At 60.0% G+C, this 19,347-nt stretch carries 27 protein-coding genes and 1 tRNA gene; 12 read left to right on the top strand and 16 right to left on the bottom strand.

From position 1 onward, the window contains the following. The first annotated feature begins 170 nt into the window (after window positions 1-170). Complete coding sequence (locus ACIPSK_RS03965) at window positions 171-1,430, top strand: AGE family epimerase/isomerase (protein WP_162115922.1); 1,260 nt, start codon at window positions 171-173, stop codon at window positions 1,428-1,430. Between the two features lie 9 nt (window positions 1,431-1,439). Here ACIPSK_RS03965 and ACIPSK_RS03960 read toward each other — a convergent pair whose 3' ends face one another. The 8 genes from ACIPSK_RS03960 to ACIPSK_RS03925 all read right to left on the bottom strand — a co-directional run bounded on the left by ACIPSK_RS03960 (window position 1,440) and on the right by ACIPSK_RS03925 (window position 8,626). Further along, on the bottom strand, window positions 1,440-2,063 hold the full coding sequence (locus ACIPSK_RS03960; RefSeq protein ID WP_162115921.1) for a DUF2799 domain-containing protein: 624 nt from the start codon (window positions 2,061-2,063) through the stop codon (window positions 1,440-1,442). A 132-nt stretch (window positions 2,064-2,195) separates the two neighbouring features. Further along, window positions 2,196-2,693: a heme-degrading domain-containing protein gene (locus ACIPSK_RS03955; protein WP_017965161.1), complete on the bottom strand. Its 498-nt coding sequence runs from the start codon at window positions 2,691-2,693 to the stop codon at window positions 2,196-2,198. Between the two features lie 130 nt (window positions 2,694-2,823). Continuing rightward, entirely contained in the window at window positions 2,824-3,435 is a 612-nt protein-coding gene (locus tag ACIPSK_RS03950; protein ID WP_017965162.1) for a flavin reductase family protein, read from the bottom strand. A 4-nt stretch (window positions 3,436-3,439) separates the two neighbouring features. Next, window positions 3,440-4,183 carry an aspartate/glutamate racemase family protein gene (locus ACIPSK_RS03945; RefSeq protein ID WP_162115920.1) on the bottom strand — a complete coding sequence of 248 codons (744 nt, stop codon included), beginning with the start codon at window positions 4,181-4,183 and terminating at the stop codon, window positions 3,440-3,442. 1 nt (window position 4,184) lies between these two features. After that, on the bottom strand, window positions 4,185-5,006 hold the full coding sequence (locus ACIPSK_RS03940; RefSeq protein ID WP_162115919.1) for an ABC transporter permease: 822 nt from the start codon (window positions 5,004-5,006) through the stop codon (window positions 4,185-4,187). A 1-nt stretch (window position 5,007) separates the two neighbouring features. Beyond that, entirely contained in the window at window positions 5,008-5,922 is a 915-nt protein-coding gene (locus tag ACIPSK_RS03935; RefSeq protein ID WP_017965165.1) for an ABC transporter permease, read from the bottom strand. Between the two features lie 263 nt (window positions 5,923-6,185). Then, entirely contained in the window at window positions 6,186-7,484 is a 1,299-nt protein-coding gene (locus tag ACIPSK_RS03930) for an ABC transporter substrate-binding protein (protein ID WP_162115918.1), read from the bottom strand. A 53-nt stretch (window positions 7,485-7,537) separates the two neighbouring features. After that, window positions 7,538-8,626 carry an ABC transporter ATP-binding protein gene (locus ACIPSK_RS03925; RefSeq protein ID WP_162115917.1) on the bottom strand — a complete coding sequence of 363 codons (1,089 nt, stop codon included), beginning with the start codon at window positions 8,624-8,626 and terminating at the stop codon, window positions 7,538-7,540. 266 nt (window positions 8,627-8,892) lie between these two features. Here ACIPSK_RS03925 and ACIPSK_RS03920 point away from each other — a divergent pair, with 266 nt between their 5' ends. Further along, on the top strand, window positions 8,893-9,603 hold the full coding sequence (locus ACIPSK_RS03920; protein WP_162115916.1) for a GntR family transcriptional regulator: 711 nt from the start codon (window positions 8,893-8,895) through the stop codon (window positions 9,601-9,603). A 62-nt stretch (window positions 9,604-9,665) separates the two neighbouring features. On the opposite strand, the gene ACIPSK_RS03915 is transcribed toward ACIPSK_RS03920, so the two are convergent. Both ACIPSK_RS03915 and ACIPSK_RS03910 read right to left on the bottom strand, forming a co-directional pair. Continuing rightward, window positions 9,666-10,079, bottom strand: a complete 414-nt coding sequence (locus tag ACIPSK_RS03915; protein WP_017965169.1) for a DUF4174 domain-containing protein — start codon at window positions 10,077-10,079, stop codon at window positions 9,666-9,668. Between the two features lie 220 nt (window positions 10,080-10,299). Continuing rightward, window positions 10,300-10,683 carry a hypothetical protein gene (locus ACIPSK_RS03910; protein ID WP_026154239.1) on the bottom strand — a complete coding sequence of 128 codons (384 nt, stop codon included), beginning with the start codon at window positions 10,681-10,683 and terminating at the stop codon, window positions 10,300-10,302. Between the two features lie 359 nt (window positions 10,684-11,042). Between ACIPSK_RS03910 and ACIPSK_RS03905 the strand changes: the two genes are divergently transcribed. The 3 genes from ACIPSK_RS03905 to ACIPSK_RS03895 all read left to right on the top strand — a co-directional run bounded on the left by ACIPSK_RS03905 (window position 11,043) and on the right by ACIPSK_RS03895 (window position 11,948). Then, window positions 11,043-11,249 (top strand): hypothetical protein, encoded by a 207-nt coding sequence (locus ACIPSK_RS03905; RefSeq protein ID WP_017965171.1) that lies wholly within the window; start codon window positions 11,043-11,045, stop codon window positions 11,247-11,249. Window positions 11,250-11,274: 25 nt separating this feature from the next. Continuing rightward, window positions 11,275-11,514, top strand: a complete 240-nt coding sequence (locus ACIPSK_RS03900) for a DUF2934 domain-containing protein (protein ID WP_017965172.1) — start codon at window positions 11,275-11,277, stop codon at window positions 11,512-11,514. A gap of 158 nt (window positions 11,515-11,672) precedes the next feature. Next, window positions 11,673-11,948, top strand: a complete 276-nt coding sequence (locus ACIPSK_RS03895; protein WP_017965173.1) for a hypothetical protein — start codon at window positions 11,673-11,675, stop codon at window positions 11,946-11,948. Between the two features lie 115 nt (window positions 11,949-12,063). On the opposite strand, the gene ACIPSK_RS03890 is transcribed toward ACIPSK_RS03895, so the two are convergent. Then, window positions 12,064-12,258, bottom strand: coding sequence for a hypothetical protein (locus tag ACIPSK_RS03890; RefSeq protein WP_017965174.1), 195 nt, complete (start codon window positions 12,256-12,258; stop codon window positions 12,064-12,066). Between the two features lie 123 nt (window positions 12,259-12,381). On the opposite strand from ACIPSK_RS03890, the gene ACIPSK_RS03885 reads away from it, so the two are divergent. The 3 genes from ACIPSK_RS03885 to ACIPSK_RS03875 all read left to right on the top strand — a co-directional run bounded on the left by ACIPSK_RS03885 (window position 12,382) and on the right by ACIPSK_RS03875 (window position 14,068). Next, entirely contained in the window at window positions 12,382-13,107 is a 726-nt protein-coding gene (locus ACIPSK_RS03885; RefSeq protein WP_162115915.1) for a LuxR family transcriptional regulator, read from the top strand. A gap of 95 nt (window positions 13,108-13,202) precedes the next feature. Then, entirely contained in the window at window positions 13,203-13,868 is a 666-nt protein-coding gene (locus ACIPSK_RS03880; protein WP_017965176.1) for an acyl-homoserine-lactone synthase, read from the top strand. Next, a complete protein-coding gene (locus ACIPSK_RS03875) occupies window positions 13,865-14,068 on the top strand; it encodes a hypothetical protein (protein WP_017965177.1) in 204 nt (67 codons plus the stop codon). The genes ACIPSK_RS03880 and ACIPSK_RS03875 overlap by 4 nt, the downstream gene beginning before the upstream one ends. Window positions 14,069-14,167: 99 nt before the next feature. Here ACIPSK_RS03875 and ACIPSK_RS03870 read toward each other — a convergent pair whose 3' ends face one another. After that, window positions 14,168-14,536 (bottom strand): response regulator, encoded by a 369-nt coding sequence (locus ACIPSK_RS03870; protein ID WP_162115914.1) that lies wholly within the window; start codon window positions 14,534-14,536, stop codon window positions 14,168-14,170. Between the two features lie 198 nt (window positions 14,537-14,734). Here ACIPSK_RS03870 and ACIPSK_RS03865 point away from each other — a divergent pair. Further along, window positions 14,735-14,810 (top strand) — tRNA-Ile (locus ACIPSK_RS03865). 137 nt (window positions 14,811-14,947) lie between these two features. On the opposite strand, the gene ACIPSK_RS03860 is transcribed toward ACIPSK_RS03865, so the two are convergent. After that, a complete protein-coding gene (locus ACIPSK_RS03860) occupies window positions 14,948-15,478 on the bottom strand; it encodes a hypothetical protein (protein ID WP_162115913.1) in 531 nt (176 codons plus the stop codon). A gap of 252 nt (window positions 15,479-15,730) precedes the next feature. Next, on the bottom strand, window positions 15,731-16,435 hold the full coding sequence (locus ACIPSK_RS03855) for an FkbM family methyltransferase (RefSeq protein ID WP_162115912.1): 705 nt from the start codon (window positions 16,433-16,435) through the stop codon (window positions 15,731-15,733). A gap of 335 nt (window positions 16,436-16,770) precedes the next feature. Here ACIPSK_RS03855 and ACIPSK_RS03850 point away from each other — a divergent pair, with 335 nt between their 5' ends. Continuing rightward, window positions 16,771-16,965 carry a hypothetical protein gene (locus ACIPSK_RS03850; protein WP_017965184.1) on the top strand — a complete coding sequence of 65 codons (195 nt, stop codon included), beginning with the start codon at window positions 16,771-16,773 and terminating at the stop codon, window positions 16,963-16,965. A gap of 73 nt (window positions 16,966-17,038) precedes the next feature. On the opposite strand, the gene ACIPSK_RS03845 is transcribed toward ACIPSK_RS03850, so the two are convergent. Then, entirely contained in the window at window positions 17,039-17,230 is a 192-nt protein-coding gene (locus tag ACIPSK_RS03845; protein WP_017965185.1) for a hypothetical protein, read from the bottom strand. Window positions 17,231-17,485: 255 nt separating this feature from the next. On the opposite strand from ACIPSK_RS03845, the gene ACIPSK_RS03840 reads away from it, so the two are divergent. Continuing rightward, entirely contained in the window at window positions 17,486-17,632 is a 147-nt protein-coding gene (locus ACIPSK_RS03840; RefSeq protein WP_168724682.1) for a hypothetical protein, read from the top strand. Window positions 17,633-17,677: 45 nt separating this feature from the next. Here the strand turns inward: ACIPSK_RS03840 and ACIPSK_RS03835 are convergent, their stop codons facing one another. Further along, window positions 17,678-17,992 (bottom strand): GNAT family N-acetyltransferase, encoded by a 315-nt coding sequence (locus ACIPSK_RS03835; protein ID WP_409518766.1) that lies wholly within the window; start codon window positions 17,990-17,992, stop codon window positions 17,678-17,680. A gap of 354 nt (window positions 17,993-18,346) precedes the next feature. Between ACIPSK_RS03835 and ACIPSK_RS03830 the strand changes: the two genes are divergently transcribed. Further along, window positions 18,347-19,087 (top strand): SIMPL domain-containing protein, encoded by a 741-nt coding sequence (locus ACIPSK_RS03830; protein WP_162115911.1) that lies wholly within the window; start codon window positions 18,347-18,349, stop codon window positions 19,085-19,087. The last annotated feature ends 260 nt before the right edge of the window (window positions 19,088-19,347 follow it).

Below are 19,347 nucleotides of genomic sequence, written 5' to 3'. Positions count from 1 at the left end.
CCGCGCGTCTTTTCAGACGCGCAAAGGACGTTGTAATAGTTTTGAATCGACGCATCGTGCCTCCGAAGAACGATCCCGCTTTGCGGGCCAATGCGATAGCCGGATGACAGACTCGTCCGACCCCTATATAGGCGTTTACAACGCTTTGTGCACGAAATCGGAGGAGCATCATGGCACCCGCAACCGGCAACGCCGTGCTTGGAAACTGGACGACCCGCGCCTATCACCGCGGCTGGCTGCTGACCCAAGCGAACGGTCTCTTCGATTTCTTCCAGCACAATTCGGTCAATCCCAAGGGCGGCTTTTACGATCTCGACGACGAAGGTAGGCCTCTCGACGCCGAGGGCCAGGTTCGCGGCATCCATATCGCGGCGCGCGCGGTGCATTGCTTCTCGATCGGTGCGCTGCTCGGGCGCCCCGGAGCCTCCGACGTCGTCGACCACGGCATGGACTATATCTGGAACCATCATCGCGACCGGAAAAACGGCGGCTATTTCTGGTCGCTCAACAATGACGGTCCCGTCGATTCCAACAAGCAGGGCTATGGCCATGCTTTCGTGCTGCTCGCCGCCTCAGCGGCAAAGACCATCGGCCATCCGCTTGCCGACGGCATGCTCGCCGATATCACCAAGATCCTCAACACGAAGTTCTGGGAAGCGAAGCACGGCGCCATCGCCGAGGAATTCACCGCCGACTGGCAGCCGCTCGACGGCGGCGCCTATCGCGGCCAGAACTCCAACATGCACCTGACCGAAGCACTGATGGCCGCCTTCGAAGCCACCGGCGACAGGGAATACCTGACCAAGGCCGAAAGCATCGCCGATCTCGTCATCCGCCGCGCCGCCGGTTCGGTGGACTGGCGCGTTGCCGAGCATTTCGACGCCGAATGGAACCTCGACAAGACTTACTATCATCCGAACGAAATGTTCCGCCCGGCCGGCACGACGCCCGGCCACTGGCTGGAATGGGCCCGCCTCATCCTGCAGCTCTGGGCGCTCGGCGGCAAACGGATCGAATGGATGCCGGATGCGGCCAAGGCGCTGTTCGCCCAATCCATGGCGCTCGGTTGGGACAACGACAAGGGCGCCTTCTTCTATACGCTCGATTGGGACGACAAGCCCGCCAAGCGCAACAAGCTCTGGTGGCCAGCCTGCGAAGGTGCGGCTGCCGCACATTTCCTCAACGAGCACCTGCCCAGCGATTTCCATGAGGAGAGCTACCGCAAGATCTGGAACGTGATCGAGCGCGCCTTCATCGATCACAAGAACGGCGGCTGGCACGAGGAGCTGACGGAACATCTCGTTCCCTCCCACTCGCTCTTCCCCGGCAAAGGCGATATCTATCACGCCCTGCAGGCCTGCCTCATTCCGCTTTTCCCGGCAACGGGCAGCCTGACAAAGGGCATCGCCGAGGCCGGCGGGAAGCTCTGAGGTCGGGGATCAGTAACCCGGCGCCGGCAGTTCGGCGTTCGGGTTCCGCTGGAACCATCCGACGTCACTGCTGATACGGTCGAGTTCGTCCTGCACGTCGCGCTGATCGCGGCGGATGTCGTGCATGTCGTCTTCCAGATCCTCGATCCGCCGGCGAAGTTCCGTGCGGTCGCCATCCTTGGCATCCCGCAGCTTGTCGGAAAGATCGTCGATATCAGTCTCCTTCGAACTATAATCGTTCTGCATCGAGCTAAGGCGTGCCTGCAGCTCGTGCTGCTTGCTGCCGAGGCCGAAGCCGCGCAGGAAACCGGGCGCGGTCTCCGGCGGGCAGACATTGGCGTAGCCGCTGCCCGCCTGGCCGCGCGCAAGCCCGCTGAGTGGCGTGCAGTAGCGCACCAGCCCCGTCTGATATCCCTGAAACCAGATCGTCTGATCGGGCACGATCTTGATCCGCTCGCAGGACTTTGCATGTGCGGCGAAGCGCTGTTGCGGCTCGTAGCCTGCCGCCCCGTCGCTCTCGCCGATCACCCGCCAGTCGGCGGCGACGCATTCCTCCTTGGACAGCGTATTGCAGGAGACAAGGAAAAGGCCGAAGCCGATGGTGGCGGCAAGCGCAAGAAACAAGCGGATCATGGTGTCCCGGGTAGGATGAGGAGGGCGATGCCGCATCCTAGCCGCGGGACAAGCCCGCGTCACCGGAGCGGCGACGCGATTTTGCAGTTTTCATGGCTTTTTTCTGTCAAAATTACGGCGGGAGAGGCCTCTTCAAAGCGTCGGGGCGAGCCGTAGCGTATCCAGATCCTTGGCGAGCATCAGCGCCAGCGCCTCGACCGCGAGATTGTGGTCGTCACGCTGCGGCAGTCCTGAGACGGTGACCGCGCCGATGCAGCCGGTACCCTTGACGTTAATCGGGAAACTACCGCCATGTGGCGCATAGTCGGCGCCGGAAAGCCCGTTATCCTCGACCGTCTTGCCATCCTTCTGCAGCTTCAGGCCGCAGGCATAGCTGCTGCGGAAATAACGCAGCACCATATTGCGCTTGCGCCGGACCCAGTTGACGTTATCAGGCGTTACACCCGGCAGCGCCGCATAGAAGACCGGCATCGAATGCAAGGTCACGTCGATCGCGATGCCGAGGCCGCGCTCGGTGGCGAGTTCCTGCAGGAGTTTGCCGAGCTGCCATGCCGTCGTCAGGTCGAAGGCATCGAAGCTCAGCACTTTCTCCTGCTCCGCGATCCGGCTGAGATCGTCCTCGATTATCATGGGTAAAGCGCTCCTCTGCCGCGATGATCCGTAGCCGACCATTCTCGCGAGGAGCAAAAAAGTAAAGCAAAAACTTGGACCTATCCCTGGAGCAATTCCAGCAAAACTGCGCAAACGGAAATGCTCTGTGTCAAAGCTTCGGCGTCAGCATCTCGAAACGGTCGCGGATGGTGGCACAGGTATCGCCGCCGAGCCGCGCAATCGCATCGACCGCAGCCGGATCGACATGCAGCCTTTCCGGATCAACGACCCCGTCGCGGTAATGCGCATAGACGATCTCGCCCATGACGATCTGCCGTGAGCGGCCGAGCTCCAGCGTCACATGCCGCCGGCATTCGAAAGCGGCCGGCGCCTCGGCGATGAAGGGCGAGGCGACCTTTTCGCCCGGCATCGCCGTCAGGCCGGCTTCCTTCAGCTCGTCGACGCCGCGCGGATATTTGGCGCCGCAGACATGCATCGCCTCGGCGATGGCCAAGGAGACGATATTGACCGTGAACACCTCGGTCATGCGGATATTATGGCCGGTGTCCTTGAACGACATGTCGGCATTGTTCTCGACCCCGATCGCAAGGATCGGCGGATCGGCCGAAAGGCAGTTGAAGAAACTGAAGGGTGCGGCGTTGATCCGGCCATTCTCGTCGACCGTCGTCACCAGCGCGATCGGCCGCGGGATGATCGTGCCGATCATCAGCTTGTAGCGTTGGCGCTCGGTGAGCTGCTTGAAATCGAAAGAGACGGACATCGGTTCAGCCGACCTTGAGGACCGGCGAGAAACCGCTCATCGCCCCGGCAAAAGGTTTCGGCAGCGGCGAGGCGTAGGAGCCGCGCTTGCTGGTGGAAAGTCCGAGCGACACCAGCGCTTCGGCCTGCTTGACGGCGGCGGTAACGCCATCGACGACAGGCACGCCGTAGATCTCCTGCAGCTCTCGCGCCAGATCGGTCATGCCGGCGCAGCCGAGCACGATCGCCTCGGCGCCGTCTTCCAAAAGCGCCCGCTCGATCTCGGCCCTGAGCTTGCCGATCGCACCCGAGGCCGGATCTTCCAGCTCCAGCACCGGGATGTCGGAGGCGCGCACCTTGGCGCGGTCGCCCATGCCGTAGCGGCGCACCAGATTGTCGATCAGCACCCGCGACCGCTCCAGCGTCGTCACCACGGTGAAGCGCTGCGCCAGAAAGCCCGCCGTCACCACCGCAGATTCGCAGAGCCCGAGGATCGGCACATCGGCGAAGGTTCGCGCCGCTTCGAGCCCGGTATCGTCGAAGCAGGCGATAACGGCCGCGTCATAACCCGCCGCCTGTCGCTCCTTGAGTTCGGAGAGCAGACCGGGGATCGCTAAGGCCCCGTCGTAATGTCCCTCGATGGAAAGCGGCCCCATGCGCGAGGTGGCGGCGATGATCTCCGTACCGGATGCCGCCACCGCACGCGCGGCGGTCGCGGCCTTGTCGGTCATGGAGGCCGTGGTGTTCGGATTGACGATGAGGATGCGCATGTCAGTTTATCTTTGCCTGCCGCCGGCTGAGCATCGTCATGATGCCGAGCGCAAGGAGAATGATTGTGAAGGAAAACAGCGTCGTCACCGTGCCGAGCGCATAGAGCACCGGCGTCGTGACGTTGGTCGTCATGCCATAGATTTCGAGCGGCAGCGTGTTGTAGGTGCCTGATGTCATCAGCGTGCGGGCGAATTCGTCATAGGAGAGCGTGAAGCCGAACAGGCCGACGCCGATCAGGCTGGGGGCGATCATAGGCAGCACGACATGGCAGAACGTCTGCCAGGAGCTGGCGCCAAGGTCACGCGCCGCCTCTTCATAAGCCGGCGAGAAACGGTTGAAGACGGCAAACATGATCAGCACGCCGAAAGGCAGCGTCCAGGTCAGATGGGCGCCGAAGGCCGACGAATACCAGGCAGGCTTGAGGCCACCCTCCTGGAAGACGACGCCGATGCCGAGCGAGATGATGATCGACGGCACGACGAGGCTTGCGACCGTGGCGTAGAACAGGGCTGTCGAACCTGGGAAACGGCGCCGGAAGGCGAGGCCGGCGAGCAGCGACACGACGACCGTCACCGCCATCACCATCAGCCCGAGAGTGAAGGAGCGGCGGAAGGAGGCGCCGAAATCGCCGACCGCCTGCTTCTCGAACAGGTTGAAGAACCAGTGCGTGGAAACGCCGTTCATCGGGAAGGTCAGGCCGCCGTCCGGCCCCTGGAAAGAGAGGATCAGGATCGCCGAAAGCGGGCCGTAGAGGAACAGCACGAAGATGATGAAGAAGATCGCCAGCAAATAGAATTCAAGGCCGCGTTTTTCGTGGTTCATCTCAAAGCTCCTTGCGGATGTCGACGACGCGCAGGATGGCCGCGACCATCAACAGCACGACGGCAAGCAGCACCACGGCGTTGGCGGCAGCGGCCGGATATTGCAGCAGCGACATCTGGTTCTTCATCATCAGCGCCACCGAGGCGCTTTGGCCGCCGGACATCACCTGTACCGTCGAAAAATCAGCCATGACGAGCGTGACGACGAAGATCGTGCCGATCGCCATGCCGGGCTTGGCGAGCGGGATGACGACATTCCATAACACCTGCCAGCCGGAGGCGCCGGCATCGCGCGCCGCCTCGAATAGCGACCGGTCGATGCGCATCAGCGTGTTGAAGATCGGCGTCACCATGAACAGCGTATAGAGATGCACCATGGCGAGCACGACGGCGAAATCGGAATAGAGCAGCCATTCAATCGGCTTGGGGATGATGCCCATCTCGATCAGCGTCGAATTGACGAGGCCGTTGCGCCCGAGCACCGGGATCCACGAGATCATGCGGATGATATTCGACGTCATGAACGGCACGGTGCAGACGAGGAAGAGGATCATCTGCGTCGAGGTCTTGCGGATGTGGAAGGCCAGGAAATAGGCGACCCAGAAGCCGATGACGAGCGTCAGCGACCAGACGATCGCTGTGAATTTCAGCGTGTTGAGATAGGTCTTCCACGTCACCCACGAACCGAGCGTCTCGGTGTAGTTCATCGTCAGGAAATCGGGATAGAGGCCGGCAAAGTCGTAGTCCCAGAAGCTGACGACGGCGATCATGGCGATCGGCAGCAGGAAGAAGAAGCCGAGAATGACGAACAGCGGCGTCGCCTGGAGATAGGATATCGCCGATGGAGAAAGCCTCAGCCCACGCCCGCCGCGCGCGCCCTGCCCATCCTCCTCCGTTTCCGCTGCGATGGTCGCCATGATCCGGTTCTCCGTTCTGATTTGGAACGAAGGTGCGTGCCGCCCCCTCATCCGCCTGCCGGCACTTTCTCCCCGCTGGGGAGAAGAGATTCGCGGCAGCGCCTAGGCCACCGCGAACCTTGATTTTGTCTCACGACGTGGCCACGGACTCCCTCTTCTCCCCAGCGGGGAGAAGGTGGCCCGAAGGGTCGGATGAGGGGGCGGAGCGAAGCGACCTCTTGAGCATCGCGAAAGACAGTAGCTCTCCGCCCTCTCGACCTGCCTTAGGCCGCGATGAACTCGTTCCAGCGGCGGACCATGTAGCGGTCCTCGTCCATGACGGAGTTCCAGCAGGCCACCGCGCCCATGCGGGCTTCGAAGGAGCCGCCGTCGCGAACGGCGCCGGCCTTCTCCATGACCTTGCCTTCAGGCGACAGGATGTCGCCGGCAGCCGGCTTGCCTTCGATCCAGTAGCCCCATTCATCGGCCGACATGAATTGCTTGGCGGTGTCCATGCAGGCGGAGTAATAGCCCTGGCGGTTGAGGTAGCCGCCGACCCAGCCCGATGTGTACCAGTTGATGTATTCATAGGCGGCATCGAGCTCCGCGCCCTTGAGATGCGAGGCAAGGCCGAGACCGCCGCCCCAGGCGCGGTAGCCTTCCTTGAGCGGCTGGAAAGTGCAGGCGATGCCCTTGGAGCGGACGGCGGCGACAGCCGGCGACCACATCGACTGGATGACGACTTCGCCCGAGGCCATCAGGTTGACGCTTTCGTCGAACGACTTCCAGAAGGCGCGGAACTGGCCGTCGCCCTTGGTCTTGATCAGGAACTCGATCGTCTTGTCGATTTCTTCCTTGGTCATGTTGCCCTTGTCGGCATATTTGATCTTGCCCGAGGCTTCCATGATCATCGCCGCATCCATGATGCCGATCGACGGGATGTTGAGGATCGCGGTCTTGCCCTTGAAGGCCGGATCGAGAATATCGGCCCAGCTGGTGATCGGACGGCCGGTGAGGTCGGGGCGGATGCCGAGCGTGTCGGCATTGTAGATGGTCGGAACCATCGTCATCCACTGTGTCGGCTCCTTGGCGAACTTCTTGGAACCCTGCGCCTCGACGAAGCCGACCGTGTGCGGCGCCGTGCCCTGGGCAATGACGCTGTCTGCCTTCAGCTTGCCGTTGATGAACAGCGGTACGATCTTGTCGTAATATTTCAGCCTCTTGACATCCATCGGCTGCATGACGCCGGTCGGGAACACCTTCTTGGCGATCCAGTATTCGATGTCGGCAATGTCGTAGCTATCAGGCTGGGTGACGGCGCGCTGGGCGGCGGCGTCGGAATCGGTCGCCGTCATCTCCAGCGTGATGCCGAGATCGGCCTTGCACTTCTCGGCGATGGCATTGATGTTGGAAACGCCGGTGCCGAACTGGCGGAGCGTGATGTTCGTCTTCGCCCAGATAGTGGGAAAGCCGGTGATCGCGCCGGAGCCGGCGATGGCGCCGACGGCGGCAGCACCCGTCTTCAGCAGCGTGCGGCGGGAAAGACCCTTCTCCGCCTTGGTCGATGTCGTTTCAGTCGTCATGTCAGTTCCCCTTTTCTTGATATGGAGGGTTCATGGTTCTTGATGGTGATGGTTTATGCAGAAGGTCGGCCGAGAAGCACGGCATCTTCGGGCGCCCAGCTGAGCGAAACGGTGTCGCCGACAGCAACCGGCCGGGCGAAATATTCAGCGTCGTCAGCGATAACGGTGAAGTCGTCGCTGCCGGCTCCGAGAACGGTGATCTTCACGGAAGAGCCGCGATATTCGATGTTGGAGACGATGCCATCGAAGCCGAGTGTCCATTCGCTCGCCACCTGCAGCCGCACGCGGTCGGTGCGGATGCCGATATCGACCGGCTCGCCGATCTCCCTGCCCGTCCCGCGCACGGAAAAGCTCTGACCTTCCGGTACGGTCATGACGAGCACGCCGTTCTCGCTCGAGGTCACCCGGCCGGACAGCACGTTGTGATCGCCCATAAACCGCGCGACGAAGGCCGTCGCCGGCCGCTCGAAGACCTCGCGCGGTGCCGCCGCTTGCTCGATCCGGCCGTCATTCATGATGACGATAACGTCGGCGAGCGCCATCGCCTCTTCCTGGCTGTGGGTGACGTGCACGAAGGTGATGCCGAGCGTCTTCTGCAGTTTCTTGAGTTCGGCACGCATGCGGATCTTCAGGAACGGATCGAGCGCCGACAGTGGCTCGTCGAGCAGCAGCGCTTCCGGATCGGTGATGAGCGCGCGCGCCAGCGCGACGCGCTGCTGCTGGCCGCCGGAAAGCTGGGCCGGACGCCGGTTGGCATAACCCTCCATCTGCATCAGCTTCAGCATCTCGAGCGCCTTGGCCCGGCGCTCTTGCTTGTCGACGCCCTTCATCTTGAGGCTGAAGGCGACGTTGTCGATCAAATCGAGATGCGGGAAGAGCGCGTAGGACTGGAACATCATCGCCGTGCCGCGCCTGGCCGGCGGAAAATCGGTAACAACGACATTGCCGAGCCTAATGTCGCCCGACGAGATGCTCTCATGGCCGGCGATCATGCGCAGCGTCGAGGTCTTGCCGCAGCCCGACGGACCGAGGAAGCAGCAATAGGAGCCGGCCGGAATCTTCAAGCTGATCGCATGGACCGCCATCGTCGCGCCATAGGCCTTCGAAACGGATACTATATCGATCTCTGCCGCTTTCGACATCTGCGTTCCCCTGTTCGGAAAAGACGATGCATCTGCCGTGCCAGACTCCTTGTCTTGAGGTAAGCCATTGCAACACAATGACTTTATCAAAAGCGCCATTGAGAGAGCAAATTATAGGCGCAGCGCTATCTGCACATGATTTAGGCTATCGTGCGCAATTTGTGCAAATTATCGTATACAATCTAACCACCAGTTCCGGGACAAAATCTGTTTAACTTTTGCTGCGAACATGGCTATGCTTTGCCGACCATCGGGAAATAAATTTCATGAAATCCGCCGCCAAGGCTCAGCAGGCCGAAGACTCCGCCGAAACAGGCGCGCAACAGATCCGCGATGCCATTCGCGAAGCGATCGTCGAGCGCAGGCTCTCGCCCGGCACCAAGCTTTCGGAAGGCGACGTCGGCAATCTCTTCAATGTTAGCCGCACGCTTGCCCGCGCCGCCCTGCAGGCGCTGTCCTATGAAGGTCTTGTCAGCGTCGAGAAGAACCGCGGCGCCTTCGTCGCCTATCCCTCGCCGGAAGAGGCTCGTCAGATCTTTTCCGCCCGCCGGCTGGTCGAACCCGGCATTTTGCGCGAGGCAGCGGCGCGGATCACGCCTGATGACATTACCCATCTGCGACAGCTTCTGCTGGAAGAAGGCCGCCTGATGAGCGAGCGTGGCCAGACGGCGCGCCGCGCCGAAATCAAGGCATCGGGCGATTTTCATCTGATGCTGGCGGCCTTATCGGGAAACTCAATCATGCAGCGCTTCATGGAAGAGCTTGTCGCCCGCTCGTCTCTGGTGATTGCGCTCTACGGGCAGTCGACCGCATCGAGCTGCGGCCATTCCGAACACGGTGACATCATCTCGGCGATCGAAGCCGACGAACTCGACCGCGCCTGCCAGCTGATGCTGCATCACATCGCCCATATCGAGGCCGATCTCGACCTGCGCGAACGCAAGAGCCTGGGCCTCAAGGAAGCCTTCGAACTCTGAACATGCAAAAGACGCGGGACGCGGATGCTTCACCGCGCCCGCTTCAAATGGCTTTCGAAACGCTACCAAGGCGTCTTCTTCGGCAACATCTCAAAGGCAGCGAAGATATCCTCGGCGCTCATCGGCTCGCTCGAGCGCAGCTTAACGGTTCCGTCGCGTCCGATCAGGATCAGCCCGAACTCGCCGGACGGCGGCCCCTGCAGCCGCTCGCGAATATCGTCGGCATCGAGTTCCCAGTCATCGTCGAACAGCGCAAACGCGCCGCCGCCGGCGATGCTGAACACCTCGACGTCTTCCTCGATCAAGCGCATATGCGCCTTGCGCAGCCATTCGTCCTGGATAAGCGCGCGGTCATCTTGCGCATCGGCAAAGATGATCAGCACCCGTTTCCTATCGCGAAACTGCTCGAGCGATTGCGGAAGCTCAGGCTCACGCCTGGGTGTACCGATGATTTCATGAACAATAGATTTTAGCATGGTGCTTCATTCCTCGCCCGTCACCACTGCATAATTCTTAAATCGGGATCGATCTAGGAATGGATCATGCAGCAATTCCACGTGCTACAGCGCCCTTTGCGACTCTCGGAAAGGGCGCTGTAGTGGCGGGCTGTGCCTGCCGAATTAAACGGCTGGGAATAAGCGAGGTTCCGCCAAAAAGCGAAAAAGGATCGCAGCCATGGCCGCGATCCTCACCCTATCAGTCGCGGCCCTGGTCTTCGGACGCGTGGGCCGAAACGGCGACGATATCCGCAACCCCGGTGACGTGAAGGCGCTTGCGCACCAAAACGCGCATGACACGCGCCGCCGTCGAGAAGGTCATCTGGTCGAGCGGGCCTTCGCCTTCCCACGGCTTGGTCAGCCGTTCGGTGACGGCGCCGACGATGTTCATCGGCACGATGTCGGTGCATTCGCGCATGGCTTCGAAAACGAAGCTGATGGGCATGACCCGTCCTTCGTAGGTCACGATCGGTTCGGTCAATTCACTGTCCCATTCCTCGAAGGCATAGAGCGCTTCGCGAAACAGCTGCTGGAGGTCGAACGGCGCATGGCCGTCATGAAGTGGCGGCAGTGCATTGATCATGTCTGTCTCCTCTTGATGGATTGAAGCCAAAGTCCTCCGGTATCGGTCGCGCCAAACGCGGGGAACGGAACGTTTTGCTGCCCCTGCGAACCGAATAACACGATTGATTCTATAGGGTAACGCGCTGGGGTAAAGCCCATTTATCCCAGCGCATGGAAGCAAATTCCATAACGCCATGATATTCTTGCATGTTTTAGTGGAAATTTTCTTGGCGTGCGCCATTCGTCAAATATTTTTGCCTCCCGCCTGAGATCGGTCCGGAATGGGACAAAGGGCAGAGATCGCTGGAAATCACGGAACTTTTGGCATTGTAATCTGTTTTGTTCCCGCATCCGCCAAACCGACTGGGGTTACCACCAATGACGCAAATACGTGAACCGGAGCGCCGGAGCAGAATCCTGCGCGGCCGTCCCTACAGCCTTGATGAATTCGCCTCCAAATACGGCCTCCGAAACGACCAGGCTGAGAGCCTGTTCACCCGTTTCGGGCCCTCCTCGATCGAGCTCGACCTGCTGATGGCAGCCAAGCGCCGGCCACCGGTCCTGCAGGACAGAATTGCCGAATAACGCTTTTGATGAATGGAATGGATCGATGAGCGACAGACGCCACGAATGGATCAGCAAGAGAGCTTACGCGATTTGGGAAGAACAGGGCCGGCCCGATGGCCGCGATGACGAGCATTGGCGCCAGGCCGTTTCCGAACGCGATGCGCTGGAACGCACGCAAGCCTCTGTCGATGGTCGCGAGGTGCTGGTGAAGTTTCGTCCGAAACCGCAGCGGCCCGAAGTGCCGCGTCAGGACTGGGTCAATCCTTCGACAAAGGTCGGCTAAGCCTTCCCTGCCTCCGGCTCAGCCGAGGCTGAGCCGGAAGCGCGCCTGAAAATCTCCCTGCCACCACATCGGGAAATTCGCTCCCCACTTATTGGGGTTGCCCGTCTCGATCGCCTGCGGAATGAAGCGCTCGTGATATTGCCGCGGACTTTCTCGGCATGGTCGGTAAAGCCGATATCGAGATGGGTCTTGAAGACCAGATGCACACGCTTTTCAGTCATTCCATTCCATACATCGGTGATGATATCCGAAATTCTGCCGGCGCTACAAAGGCGCGACGGAATGTAACCGTTTCCACAAGCACCATTGCTCCTGCTGCAAACGCTTCGCCAACCGTTTTGGAACAAATCGATGAAATCGATACGGATTTCTTAACCATAGATCCAGAACGCTACGTCCCGATCCTTTCGCCGCGAAATCGAATCACGACATGAATGAAGACGTCTTCATCGGCAATCTGGTAGATGGCGGTGGGATTTTCCTGCCGACTGGCATCATTGCCCTGTCTAAATTGCGGAGAAAAGCCTGAGCCCCTCGGGAAGGCGATCGTCAGAAAGCGTTGCTTTCCTGGCAGAGCGCCCGGTGGACCTCGGTCCAGAACAGCGCCAGCGGCGTGTCGCCGTTGCGTTCGGCAACGAGGGCGCGGATCAGCGCTTCGGAGCCTGCCATGTCCTGCCAGCTGGATTTCAGGCCCTTGGCGGCCTGTTGGCATTCGGCAATCGCGAATGGTCTCTTGCTGTCCATATGAGGTCTCCTCATGACAGGCGCTAGCAGATGGGGCCCGGATTGTCATTCCCCGCATATGTGGGGATGCCTTGTATTTATGGCGGTCCTCACGGTAGGATTGAGGGAATTGGGGCAGTGGAAATGATTGAGAATACCTACAGCGAAAAGTTCGAGCCCGCTTTCGAACAGATCAAGGCTGCGGCCAATGTGGATGCCGGCATCCGCATTCTCCAGGCAGAATATGCCCTTGATTTCGTGACTTACCATCTCGCCCAGACGATCGCGGCCAAGATCGATTCGCCCTTCGTACGCACCACCTATCCGGATGCCTGGGTCTCCCGCTATCTCCTGAATAGCTATGTGAAGGTCGATCCCATCGTCAAACAGGGCTTCGAACGCCAGCTGCCCTTCGATTGGAGTGAGGTCGAGCCGACGCCCGAGGCTTATGCCATGCTGGTCGATGCGCAGAAGCACGGCATCGGCGGCAACGGCTACTCCATTCCCGTCGCCGACAAAGCGCAACGTCGTGCGCTCTTGTCGCTGAATGCCCGCATACCGGCCGAGGAATGGGCCGAGCTCGTCCGCCGCTGCCGCAATGAATGGATCGAGATCGCCCACCTGATCCACCGCAAGGCCGTCTACGAGCTGCATGGCGAAAACGATCCGGTGCCGGCATTGTCGCCGCGTGAGATCGAATGTCTGCACTGGACGGCGCTGGGCAAGGATTACAAGGATATTTCGGTCATCCTCGGCATATCCGAGCATACCACCCGCGATTATCTGAAGACCGCCCGCTTCAAGCTCGGCTGCGCCACGATCTCGGCCGCCGCCTCGCGGGCCGTGCAGCTACGCATCATCAATCCCTGATCCCCTCATCTGAGGGGGCCCATCTGAGGGAATTTCCGATCCGGCCCGCCTGAACCATTCTGCCTTCCACGAACTTGAAAACGCTGGAGGGCAAAATGTTCGTTATCGTTCAGGCACATGAGTATCAGAAATACGCTGCCGTACTCGACCAGATGTTTCGCCTGCGCAAGAAGGTCTTCGCCGATACGCTCGGCTGGGACGTTCCCGTCATCGGCCCCTACGAACGCGACAGCTACGATTCGCTCGCCCCCGCCTATCTCGTCTGGTGCAACGACAGCCGCACCCGGCTCTATGGCGGCATGCGTCTGATGCCGACGACAGGCCCGACCCTTCTCTACGACGTCTTCCGCGAGACGTTTCCCGATGCCGCCAATCTTATCGCCCCCGGCATCTGGGAAGGCACGCGCATGTGCATCGACGAGGAGGCGATCGCCAAGGATTTCTCCAATGTCGACGCCGGCCGCGCCTTTTCCATGATGCTGCTTGCGCTTTGCGAATGCGCGCTCGATCACGGCATCCATACGATGATTTCCAACTACGAGCCCTACCTCAAGCGCGTCTACAAGCGCGCCGGCGCCGAAGTGGAAGAACTCGGCCGTGCAGACGGCTACGGCAAATATCCCGTCTGCTGCGGCGCCTTCGAAGTATCGAACCGGGTGCTGCGCAAGATGCGCGCCGCCCTCGGCCTCACCCTACCCCTTTATGTCAGGCACGTGCCGGCCCGCTCGGTCGTGACCCAATTCCTGGAGATGGCAGCATGAACCGCCTCGCTGAAACCGCCACACAGACCGCAATGCAGAAGGATATCGGCGCGCTGGAGCGCCATGTTCTTGCATCCCGCGAGATCGCCACGCAGATAGGGGATCCCTTCCTCTCCTATCTCCTCTCGATGGCGCTGTTCACGATCTACGAGAAGAAGGCCCATCATGAGAACGAGGCGCTGAGGAGCAGCTTCAGCTGAGGGTGTGGTCCCCTCCGCCCTGCCTGAAGACGAGCATGTCTCCCGGCGCCTCGCGCGCAGCCGCAAAAACAGTCCCCGTTTTGCGGCTGCGCGGCGTGCTTACGTCATCAGGGCATCGATCGTTGAAATCAGCGTGTCGTGCATGTAGGGCTTCGGCAGGAAGGCGGTATTGGCGGGCAGCGCCATCGGATCGAGCCTCACCATGCCCGAGGTGATGATGATGCCGATATTCGGACGCATCGCCCTCACCCGATTGGCAAGCTGCAGGCCGTCCATCGAACCGGCCATGTTGACGTCGGTGAAGAGGATATCGACATCCTGCCTGCCTTTCAGCACCACCAGAGCCTCGTCGGCATTCGCCGCCTCCAGCGCTACATGGCCGACCTCCTCCAGCACATCGAGGATATTGAACCGGATCAGCGGCTCGTCCTCCACGATGAGCACCACGGCGCTGTTCAAAGCCACCATCTGCGATCACCCTCTTCATGCGGAATGTGACTTGAATAAGTGTCGCCCGCGCGAGAAGGTTCCAGGGCTGCCCGCGAAATATGCATCATCCACAGATGCATGCGCTCCCCGCTTGTGGCTCCTCCAGATTTGCGTTAGAGCGGAAACCGTGCTGCGGGAACCATTGCCCCGGCATCCAAGCGCCGGACACGGCGCCAAGGGCCTGTAGCTCAATGGTTAGAGCCGGCGGCTCATAACCGCTTGGTTGGGGGTTCGAGTCCCTCCGGGCCCACCATTCCTCTTGTATCAATCCAGCCGGTGTAGCCGGCGCAAATCCCGGAATTTTGATACCAGGTTTCGGAATTTTCCGTTTCAAAAAAGCATTCGAATGTCTTGTCCTGAGCCGCACAAACCGCCCTTCGCCGGGCGTACTCATTTCTCGTGAAGATCTGGGTGCGTCGATCCCGGCACGCTCGTTCGCAAGGAATGCTGCAGAAACCCACAGGTCTTCTCAAACTTTCCCCGATGGTCGAAAGGATTGTCGGATGCACGCCATCCGCTTCCAGACGTCACCTCCGAGTTCGGTGACCGATTCCACAGGCGCATTAGGCCTTCGGCGCCCGGCCCGGTAATCGCGAAGTCGATATATTTAAGTTTGTCGATCAACTTCGTCACATCGGGATGGTCAAATGAATGTATCTCGAGCTTATGGGCAAATTTGTTCTGGATCTCAGCTATTACCTTCAAGGCTTTGCGGGCGCCTGATCCGACTATGCCCAACGCAAAAGCGATATCCACTCTTGTGCCGGCCGCCTCAGTTCCTTTGCTAAAGGCTACCACCTCGGCGAATTCGTCGTCGACCGGGCTTGACCTTCGCTCTCTCCTACTACTCCAGATCGGCAATCGACCGGGTGAATGGGACTCCTTCGACAGGCTGCGGCTCCCCATATAGTTGTTGTCCAATCAAACGACATCTGTAGGCGTGGCCGAGGCAACCTTGATCCGCATCTTTCGGCACGGCGTGTCAGAAGGGAGAGCGGAGCCGCCGGCTGTGAGCAGTCGGCCGCAATCGCCAACTGCAATCTCCGCTCGCTCGGTCTATGGAAGGCCAGTCATTGATTGGGCCATAGGGGCGATATGGGGCGAAACATCGGCTGCCGCCATCACAGCATCTAATGAAGGGGGTCGTGGGCACGGGGCACACGAAAGGGCGCTTTATAGATCCCCGCGGATGGAAAAAACGTAGTTGTAAGGCGTTTCGGAAGAGCTCTTCCGGACCTCGTCGATCGACAGGGAACGAAATTTTCGGTCTTTCAGGCAATAGGCAGAATATCCAAACGGCTTAAGATAGTCGATCACACTGGCGACGGCGTTGGGTCGATGCCGGTCTTCCGCTTCGATGAGCAGGTTTGGGTGATCCCGGTGCAATATAGCCTCCGCGCCTTCGAGCACTTTCAGTTCGTGCCCTTCAACGTCGATCTTGATGAAGCCTACAGTGCCGAACCGATAGCTATCCAGGCGCCGGGTTGGAACGGAAATTTCTTCGACACTTTGCGTCGAAAGCGTATTCTGCTCCTCAATCGTGGCGCAGCCATCCATGAGCTGATCACTAGGGATCCGCATCGTTGCAACGCCAGCGCTGTCGGACAGTGCGACCTGCTCGACCCGAACCGACGAACCAAGCGCAGCCTTCAGAAAAGCGACCATGTTAGGCTGGGGTTCGAAGGCGACGACATCGCGCGCATACTTGGACAGGAACCAAGAATAGACACCGTAGTTCGCACCTATATCGATTGCAGTCTGGCCCCGACGGCATAATCTATCGAGGATCCGAAGCTCGGGCTCACCATGGCGCCATTCTCGTGAAGCGCGCGTCCATAGCCTGAACCGAGGTGGAGCAATATTGGCGATATGAAGCATGTAGGCTCCCGGTAACTCGAACGCATGCGCTATCCGCTCGTCGAGCGGCGTGACCCTATTTTTCCATCTTCGGTGAATTGGCAACCAGTGGCTAGATCATCGATAGTTGATGCCTTGCGCGGCCATTTCGCCACGCCTAGTTCTTTAGGTGAAGCCGACTTAGCCGTGGATCCCTTCTGTAGGCGTTGCCATGCAACCATGATCGTGGCGGCGAGCGCTGGTGAAGGGGTTTTCCGCCATAACAAAATCTTGATCGACAACGACAGTGATCAGGACGTCCCATGGCCCTATTTGCCAGGATTATACGGACACCTTGGATAGTGAGGGGTGAGGAGATGCTTCAAACTCGCAAACTATTGGAGGCCATGACCGCCGTCTTCGTCATTGCCATGTCGGCATCGGCCTGCAGCACCAGCCCAAACGACTCGATGCAAACGGGCTCGATCGGCTATACCGCTCATAGTGCTGACTTTGCCCTTCGGCCCGCCTGCCGCGATGGATTCGGCAATGATCGCCCATGCAGCTACTAGCGCTGGGAAATTAGAAGTCTGATTGAATCACCCTGCTTCGTCCGGCGGCATCATCCCCGATCGGCGCAGATTTCTAATAGCTACAAGAGCGGCCATCACTCGGCCTGAACCCACCCCCACAGGCCGGGTTGAGCGGCTGACTCTCATAGTAACCGCCGCCGATCGACGAAGTCTGGTCGAGGCTTCCGGACGAAGTGCAAGCCGAAATGATCGTGGCAAGACTGATCAGCGTTCCGGTCGCGATAAATGCGAAAAATCGGTTCATCTGAGCTTCTCCTTCGGAAGGGGCCTAGTTTTACCCCAAGCGGGCAATCTACCACGCCAGGGCGAATACAGACGAGGATTTATAGCGCCCGACGCTCTCGGCGGCCCCTTCTAACGCCAATGTGATCACCTTTTAGGCCAGCCCCGCCCGAGCCATGCACCGTCACATAACTGTCATGCAAAATTGCCCATTGTTATGGCAGCCTGGGCAAAATATATGCTGCCGGCTAACAAAAAAAAGAATGAGTAAACTGCCATGAGTGCCATACAGAAACTTTTCAACCGCAATCTCCTCACCCGTTTCGTCGCCGGTCTCGGTGCTGTTCCCCAGCGTATTCGGAGCGCCCGCGAAGAGCGCAAGCCCGCCATCCATCCATCTTTCATGGACGATTTCGGCGCCTAGTCGGACGATTGGCGATCAGCTGACCCGCGTCCCGCGATAGCGATCTCACATGTCACCCCAAATGACATCAGATGTTGAAGCCGTCTGCGGCTCCTGATCAGTCCGCGGCGGAATATTCCTTCCGGAACCAAATCCGGTCAACGGGCCGGCCTCCCGCATGCCCGCTGACCCTGCCGAATTCGACATATCCGAGCTTCGGATAAAGTCCGGGGCCTGGGTCGAGAGCGTGTAGACGCAAGCCATGACGGCGGCGCGGCGGCGGCCCTCTTCTTCCGCCGCCGCCATCAGCTTCCTGCCGATGCCGCTCAGGCGCAGCGATTTTGCGACCCAAAAGAACCGAGATGGAAACAGCCGCGTTATCCCGCCGGCAAGCTCTCCACTCTCCCGCCAGACGATGGTGAAGGCCCCGCGTCTGATCTCAGCGCTCTCGTTGAAGGCACTTATGCCGTCGGAAATCGCGGTGGCGATCTCGGCCGGGACGGGATCGAGTGTCGAACAGTGCCTCCTCGTCGTCGATGGTCGCCATATGATAGCGAGCCGTCGGTTCCGGTCCAGCCGTTTCGGCTCGGCGGACGTCCTTGGGGCTTAGGCTCCAACGCAGGCATCCCACACATTTTTCTCTCGCTACGCATGCGCCTGTCTTTTCCGCCGCAATAGCTTCACAATCAACCGACAGAAAGCTGTTCAGGGAAACGACAACCAAGGAATGAAAACATGGCGCCGAACTATACCAGAACTGTCCTGATGACCGCCCTTTTGGCGCTGCCGCCCGCCGCCGCAGCGCCCGCATTCGCGCAGGAGGCAAAACCGCGCGAGCCGGTAATTTCGGTGACCGGCGACGGCGAATCATCCATCGCTCCCGATATGGCCGTCGTCAATCTCGCCGTCGTCAAACAGGCGAAAACCGCCCGCGAAGCGCTCGATGAAAACAACAAGGCGATGAACGACGTGCTTGCCGCGCTGAAGAGCGGCGGCATCGCCGAGCGCGACCTGCAGACCTCGGGCTTTTCCATCCAGCCGCAATACAACTATCCGCAGCCGGTCGACGGCCAACAGCAGCAGCCGCAGCTGATCGGCTACCAGACTATCAATTCGATCACCATCCGCCTGCGCGACCTCGCCAAGCTCGGCGCGGTGATCGACCAGTCCGTCAGCCTCGGCATCAACCAGGGCGGCGATATCCAGTTTACCAACGACAAGCCGGACGCCGTGATCGACGAGGCACGCAAGGATGCTGTCGCCAGTGCCGTCAAGAAGGCGAAGACGCTGAGTGAAGCCGCCGGCGTCAAGCTCGGCCGCATTCTCGAGATCAACGAGAATGTGCCGCGCGCGATGCCGCAGCCGGTCTATCGCGCCACGATGATGAAGGAGGCCTCCGACGCTGCCGTTCCCGTCCAGGGCGGCGAGAACAATTACAATGTCAGCGTCACCGTGACCTTCGCCATCGAGCAATAATCATTACAACGCCGCGTGTCTTTTCAGATCCGCGGCGCTCGAACTGCTGACAGTGTCTACCGGCTTCCTGTGGATTGAGACACAAACAGAGTTCAGTGTCGCGAGATCTTGCCTCTGGAAATCGGCGAGACCAGCCCCTTGTATCTGCATGTTAGATTTTATGTGCGATGGAAGCGATTGAGCCTCTGGCTGGGTGGCCACCCAGCCAGAGGCGTGACGAAGTCGCCCGTTTCCCCCTCCGGTTACAACCGTGGATGAGC

The organism is Rhizobium sp. LARHSG275, from assembly GCF_052871115.1.
Note: the sequence above shows the minus strand (reverse complement) of the source record. Positions and strands in the feature narration are given on the sequence as shown.

Bases quoted from the DNA above. Each gene is read 5' to 3' on its own strand.
- ACIPSK_RS03925 (WP_162115917.1), bottom strand. From the start codon at position 8,626: ATGTCGAAAGCGGCAGAGATCGATATAGTATCCGTTTCGAAGGCCTAT.
- ACIPSK_RS03855 (WP_162115912.1), bottom strand. From the start codon at position 16,435: ATGCTTCATATCGCCAATATTGCTCCACCTCGGTTCAGGCTATGGACG.
- ACIPSK_RS03935 (WP_017965165.1), bottom strand. From the start codon at position 5,922: ATGGCGACCATCGCAGCGGAAACGGAGGAGGATGGGCAGGGCGCGCGC.
- ACIPSK_RS03845 (WP_017965185.1), bottom strand. From the start codon at position 17,230: ATGAACCGATTTTTCGCATTTATCGCGACCGGAACGCTGATCAGTCTT.
- ACIPSK_RS03940 (WP_162115919.1), bottom strand. From the start codon at position 5,006: ATGAACCACGAAAAACGCGGCCTTGAATTCTATTTGCTGGCGATCTTC.
- ACIPSK_RS03900 (WP_017965172.1), top strand. From the start codon at position 11,275: ATGAGCGACAGACGCCACGAATGGATCAGCAAGAGAGCTTACGCGATT.
- ACIPSK_RS03905 (WP_017965171.1), top strand. From the start codon at position 11,043: ATGACGCAAATACGTGAACCGGAGCGCCGGAGCAGAATCCTGCGCGGC.
- ACIPSK_RS03840 (WP_168724682.1), top strand. From the start codon at position 17,486: ATGAGTGCCATACAGAAACTTTTCAACCGCAATCTCCTCACCCGTTTC.
- ACIPSK_RS03850 (WP_017965184.1), top strand. From the start codon at position 16,771: ATGCTTCAAACTCGCAAACTATTGGAGGCCATGACCGCCGTCTTCGTC.
- ACIPSK_RS03945 (WP_162115920.1), bottom strand. From the start codon at position 4,183: ATGCGCATCCTCATCGTCAATCCGAACACCACGGCCTCCATGACCGAC.
- ACIPSK_RS03960 (WP_162115921.1), bottom strand. From the start codon at position 2,063: ATGATCCGCTTGTTTCTTGCGCTTGCCGCCACCATCGGCTTCGGCCTT.
- ACIPSK_RS03875 (WP_017965177.1), top strand. From the start codon at position 13,865: ATGAACCGCCTCGCTGAAACCGCCACACAGACCGCAATGCAGAAGGAT.
- ACIPSK_RS03955 (WP_017965161.1), bottom strand. From the start codon at position 2,693: ATGATAATCGAGGACGATCTCAGCCGGATCGCGGAGCAGGAGAAAGTG.
- ACIPSK_RS03870 (WP_162115914.1), bottom strand. From the start codon at position 14,536: ATGGTGGCTTTGAACAGCGCCGTGGTGCTCATCGTGGAGGACGAGCCG.
- ACIPSK_RS03965 (WP_162115922.1), top strand. From the start codon at position 171: ATGGCACCCGCAACCGGCAACGCCGTGCTTGGAAACTGGACGACCCGC.
- ACIPSK_RS03895 (WP_017965173.1), top strand. From the start codon at position 11,673: ATGGTCGGTAAAGCCGATATCGAGATGGGTCTTGAAGACCAGATGCAC.
- ACIPSK_RS03880 (WP_017965176.1), top strand. From the start codon at position 13,203: ATGTTCGTTATCGTTCAGGCACATGAGTATCAGAAATACGCTGCCGTA.
- ACIPSK_RS03885 (WP_162115915.1), top strand. From the start codon at position 12,382: ATGATTGAGAATACCTACAGCGAAAAGTTCGAGCCCGCTTTCGAACAG.
- ACIPSK_RS03930 (WP_162115918.1), bottom strand. From the start codon at position 7,484: ATGACGACTGAAACGACATCGACCAAGGCGGAGAAGGGTCTTTCCCGC.
- ACIPSK_RS03915 (WP_017965169.1), bottom strand. From the start codon at position 10,079: ATGCTAAAATCTATTGTTCATGAAATCATCGGTACACCCAGGCGTGAG.
- ACIPSK_RS03910 (WP_026154239.1), bottom strand. From the start codon at position 10,683: ATGATCAATGCACTGCCGCCACTTCATGACGGCCATGCGCCGTTCGAC.
- ACIPSK_RS03920 (WP_162115916.1), top strand. From the start codon at position 8,893: ATGAAATCCGCCGCCAAGGCTCAGCAGGCCGAAGACTCCGCCGAAACA.
- ACIPSK_RS03890 (WP_017965174.1), bottom strand. From the start codon at position 12,258: ATGGACAGCAAGAGACCATTCGCGATTGCCGAATGCCAACAGGCCGCC.
- ACIPSK_RS03830 (WP_162115911.1), top strand. From the start codon at position 18,347: ATGGCGCCGAACTATACCAGAACTGTCCTGATGACCGCCCTTTTGGCG.
- ACIPSK_RS03950 (WP_017965162.1), bottom strand. From the start codon at position 3,435: ATGTCCGTCTCTTTCGATTTCAAGCAGCTCACCGAGCGCCAACGCTAC.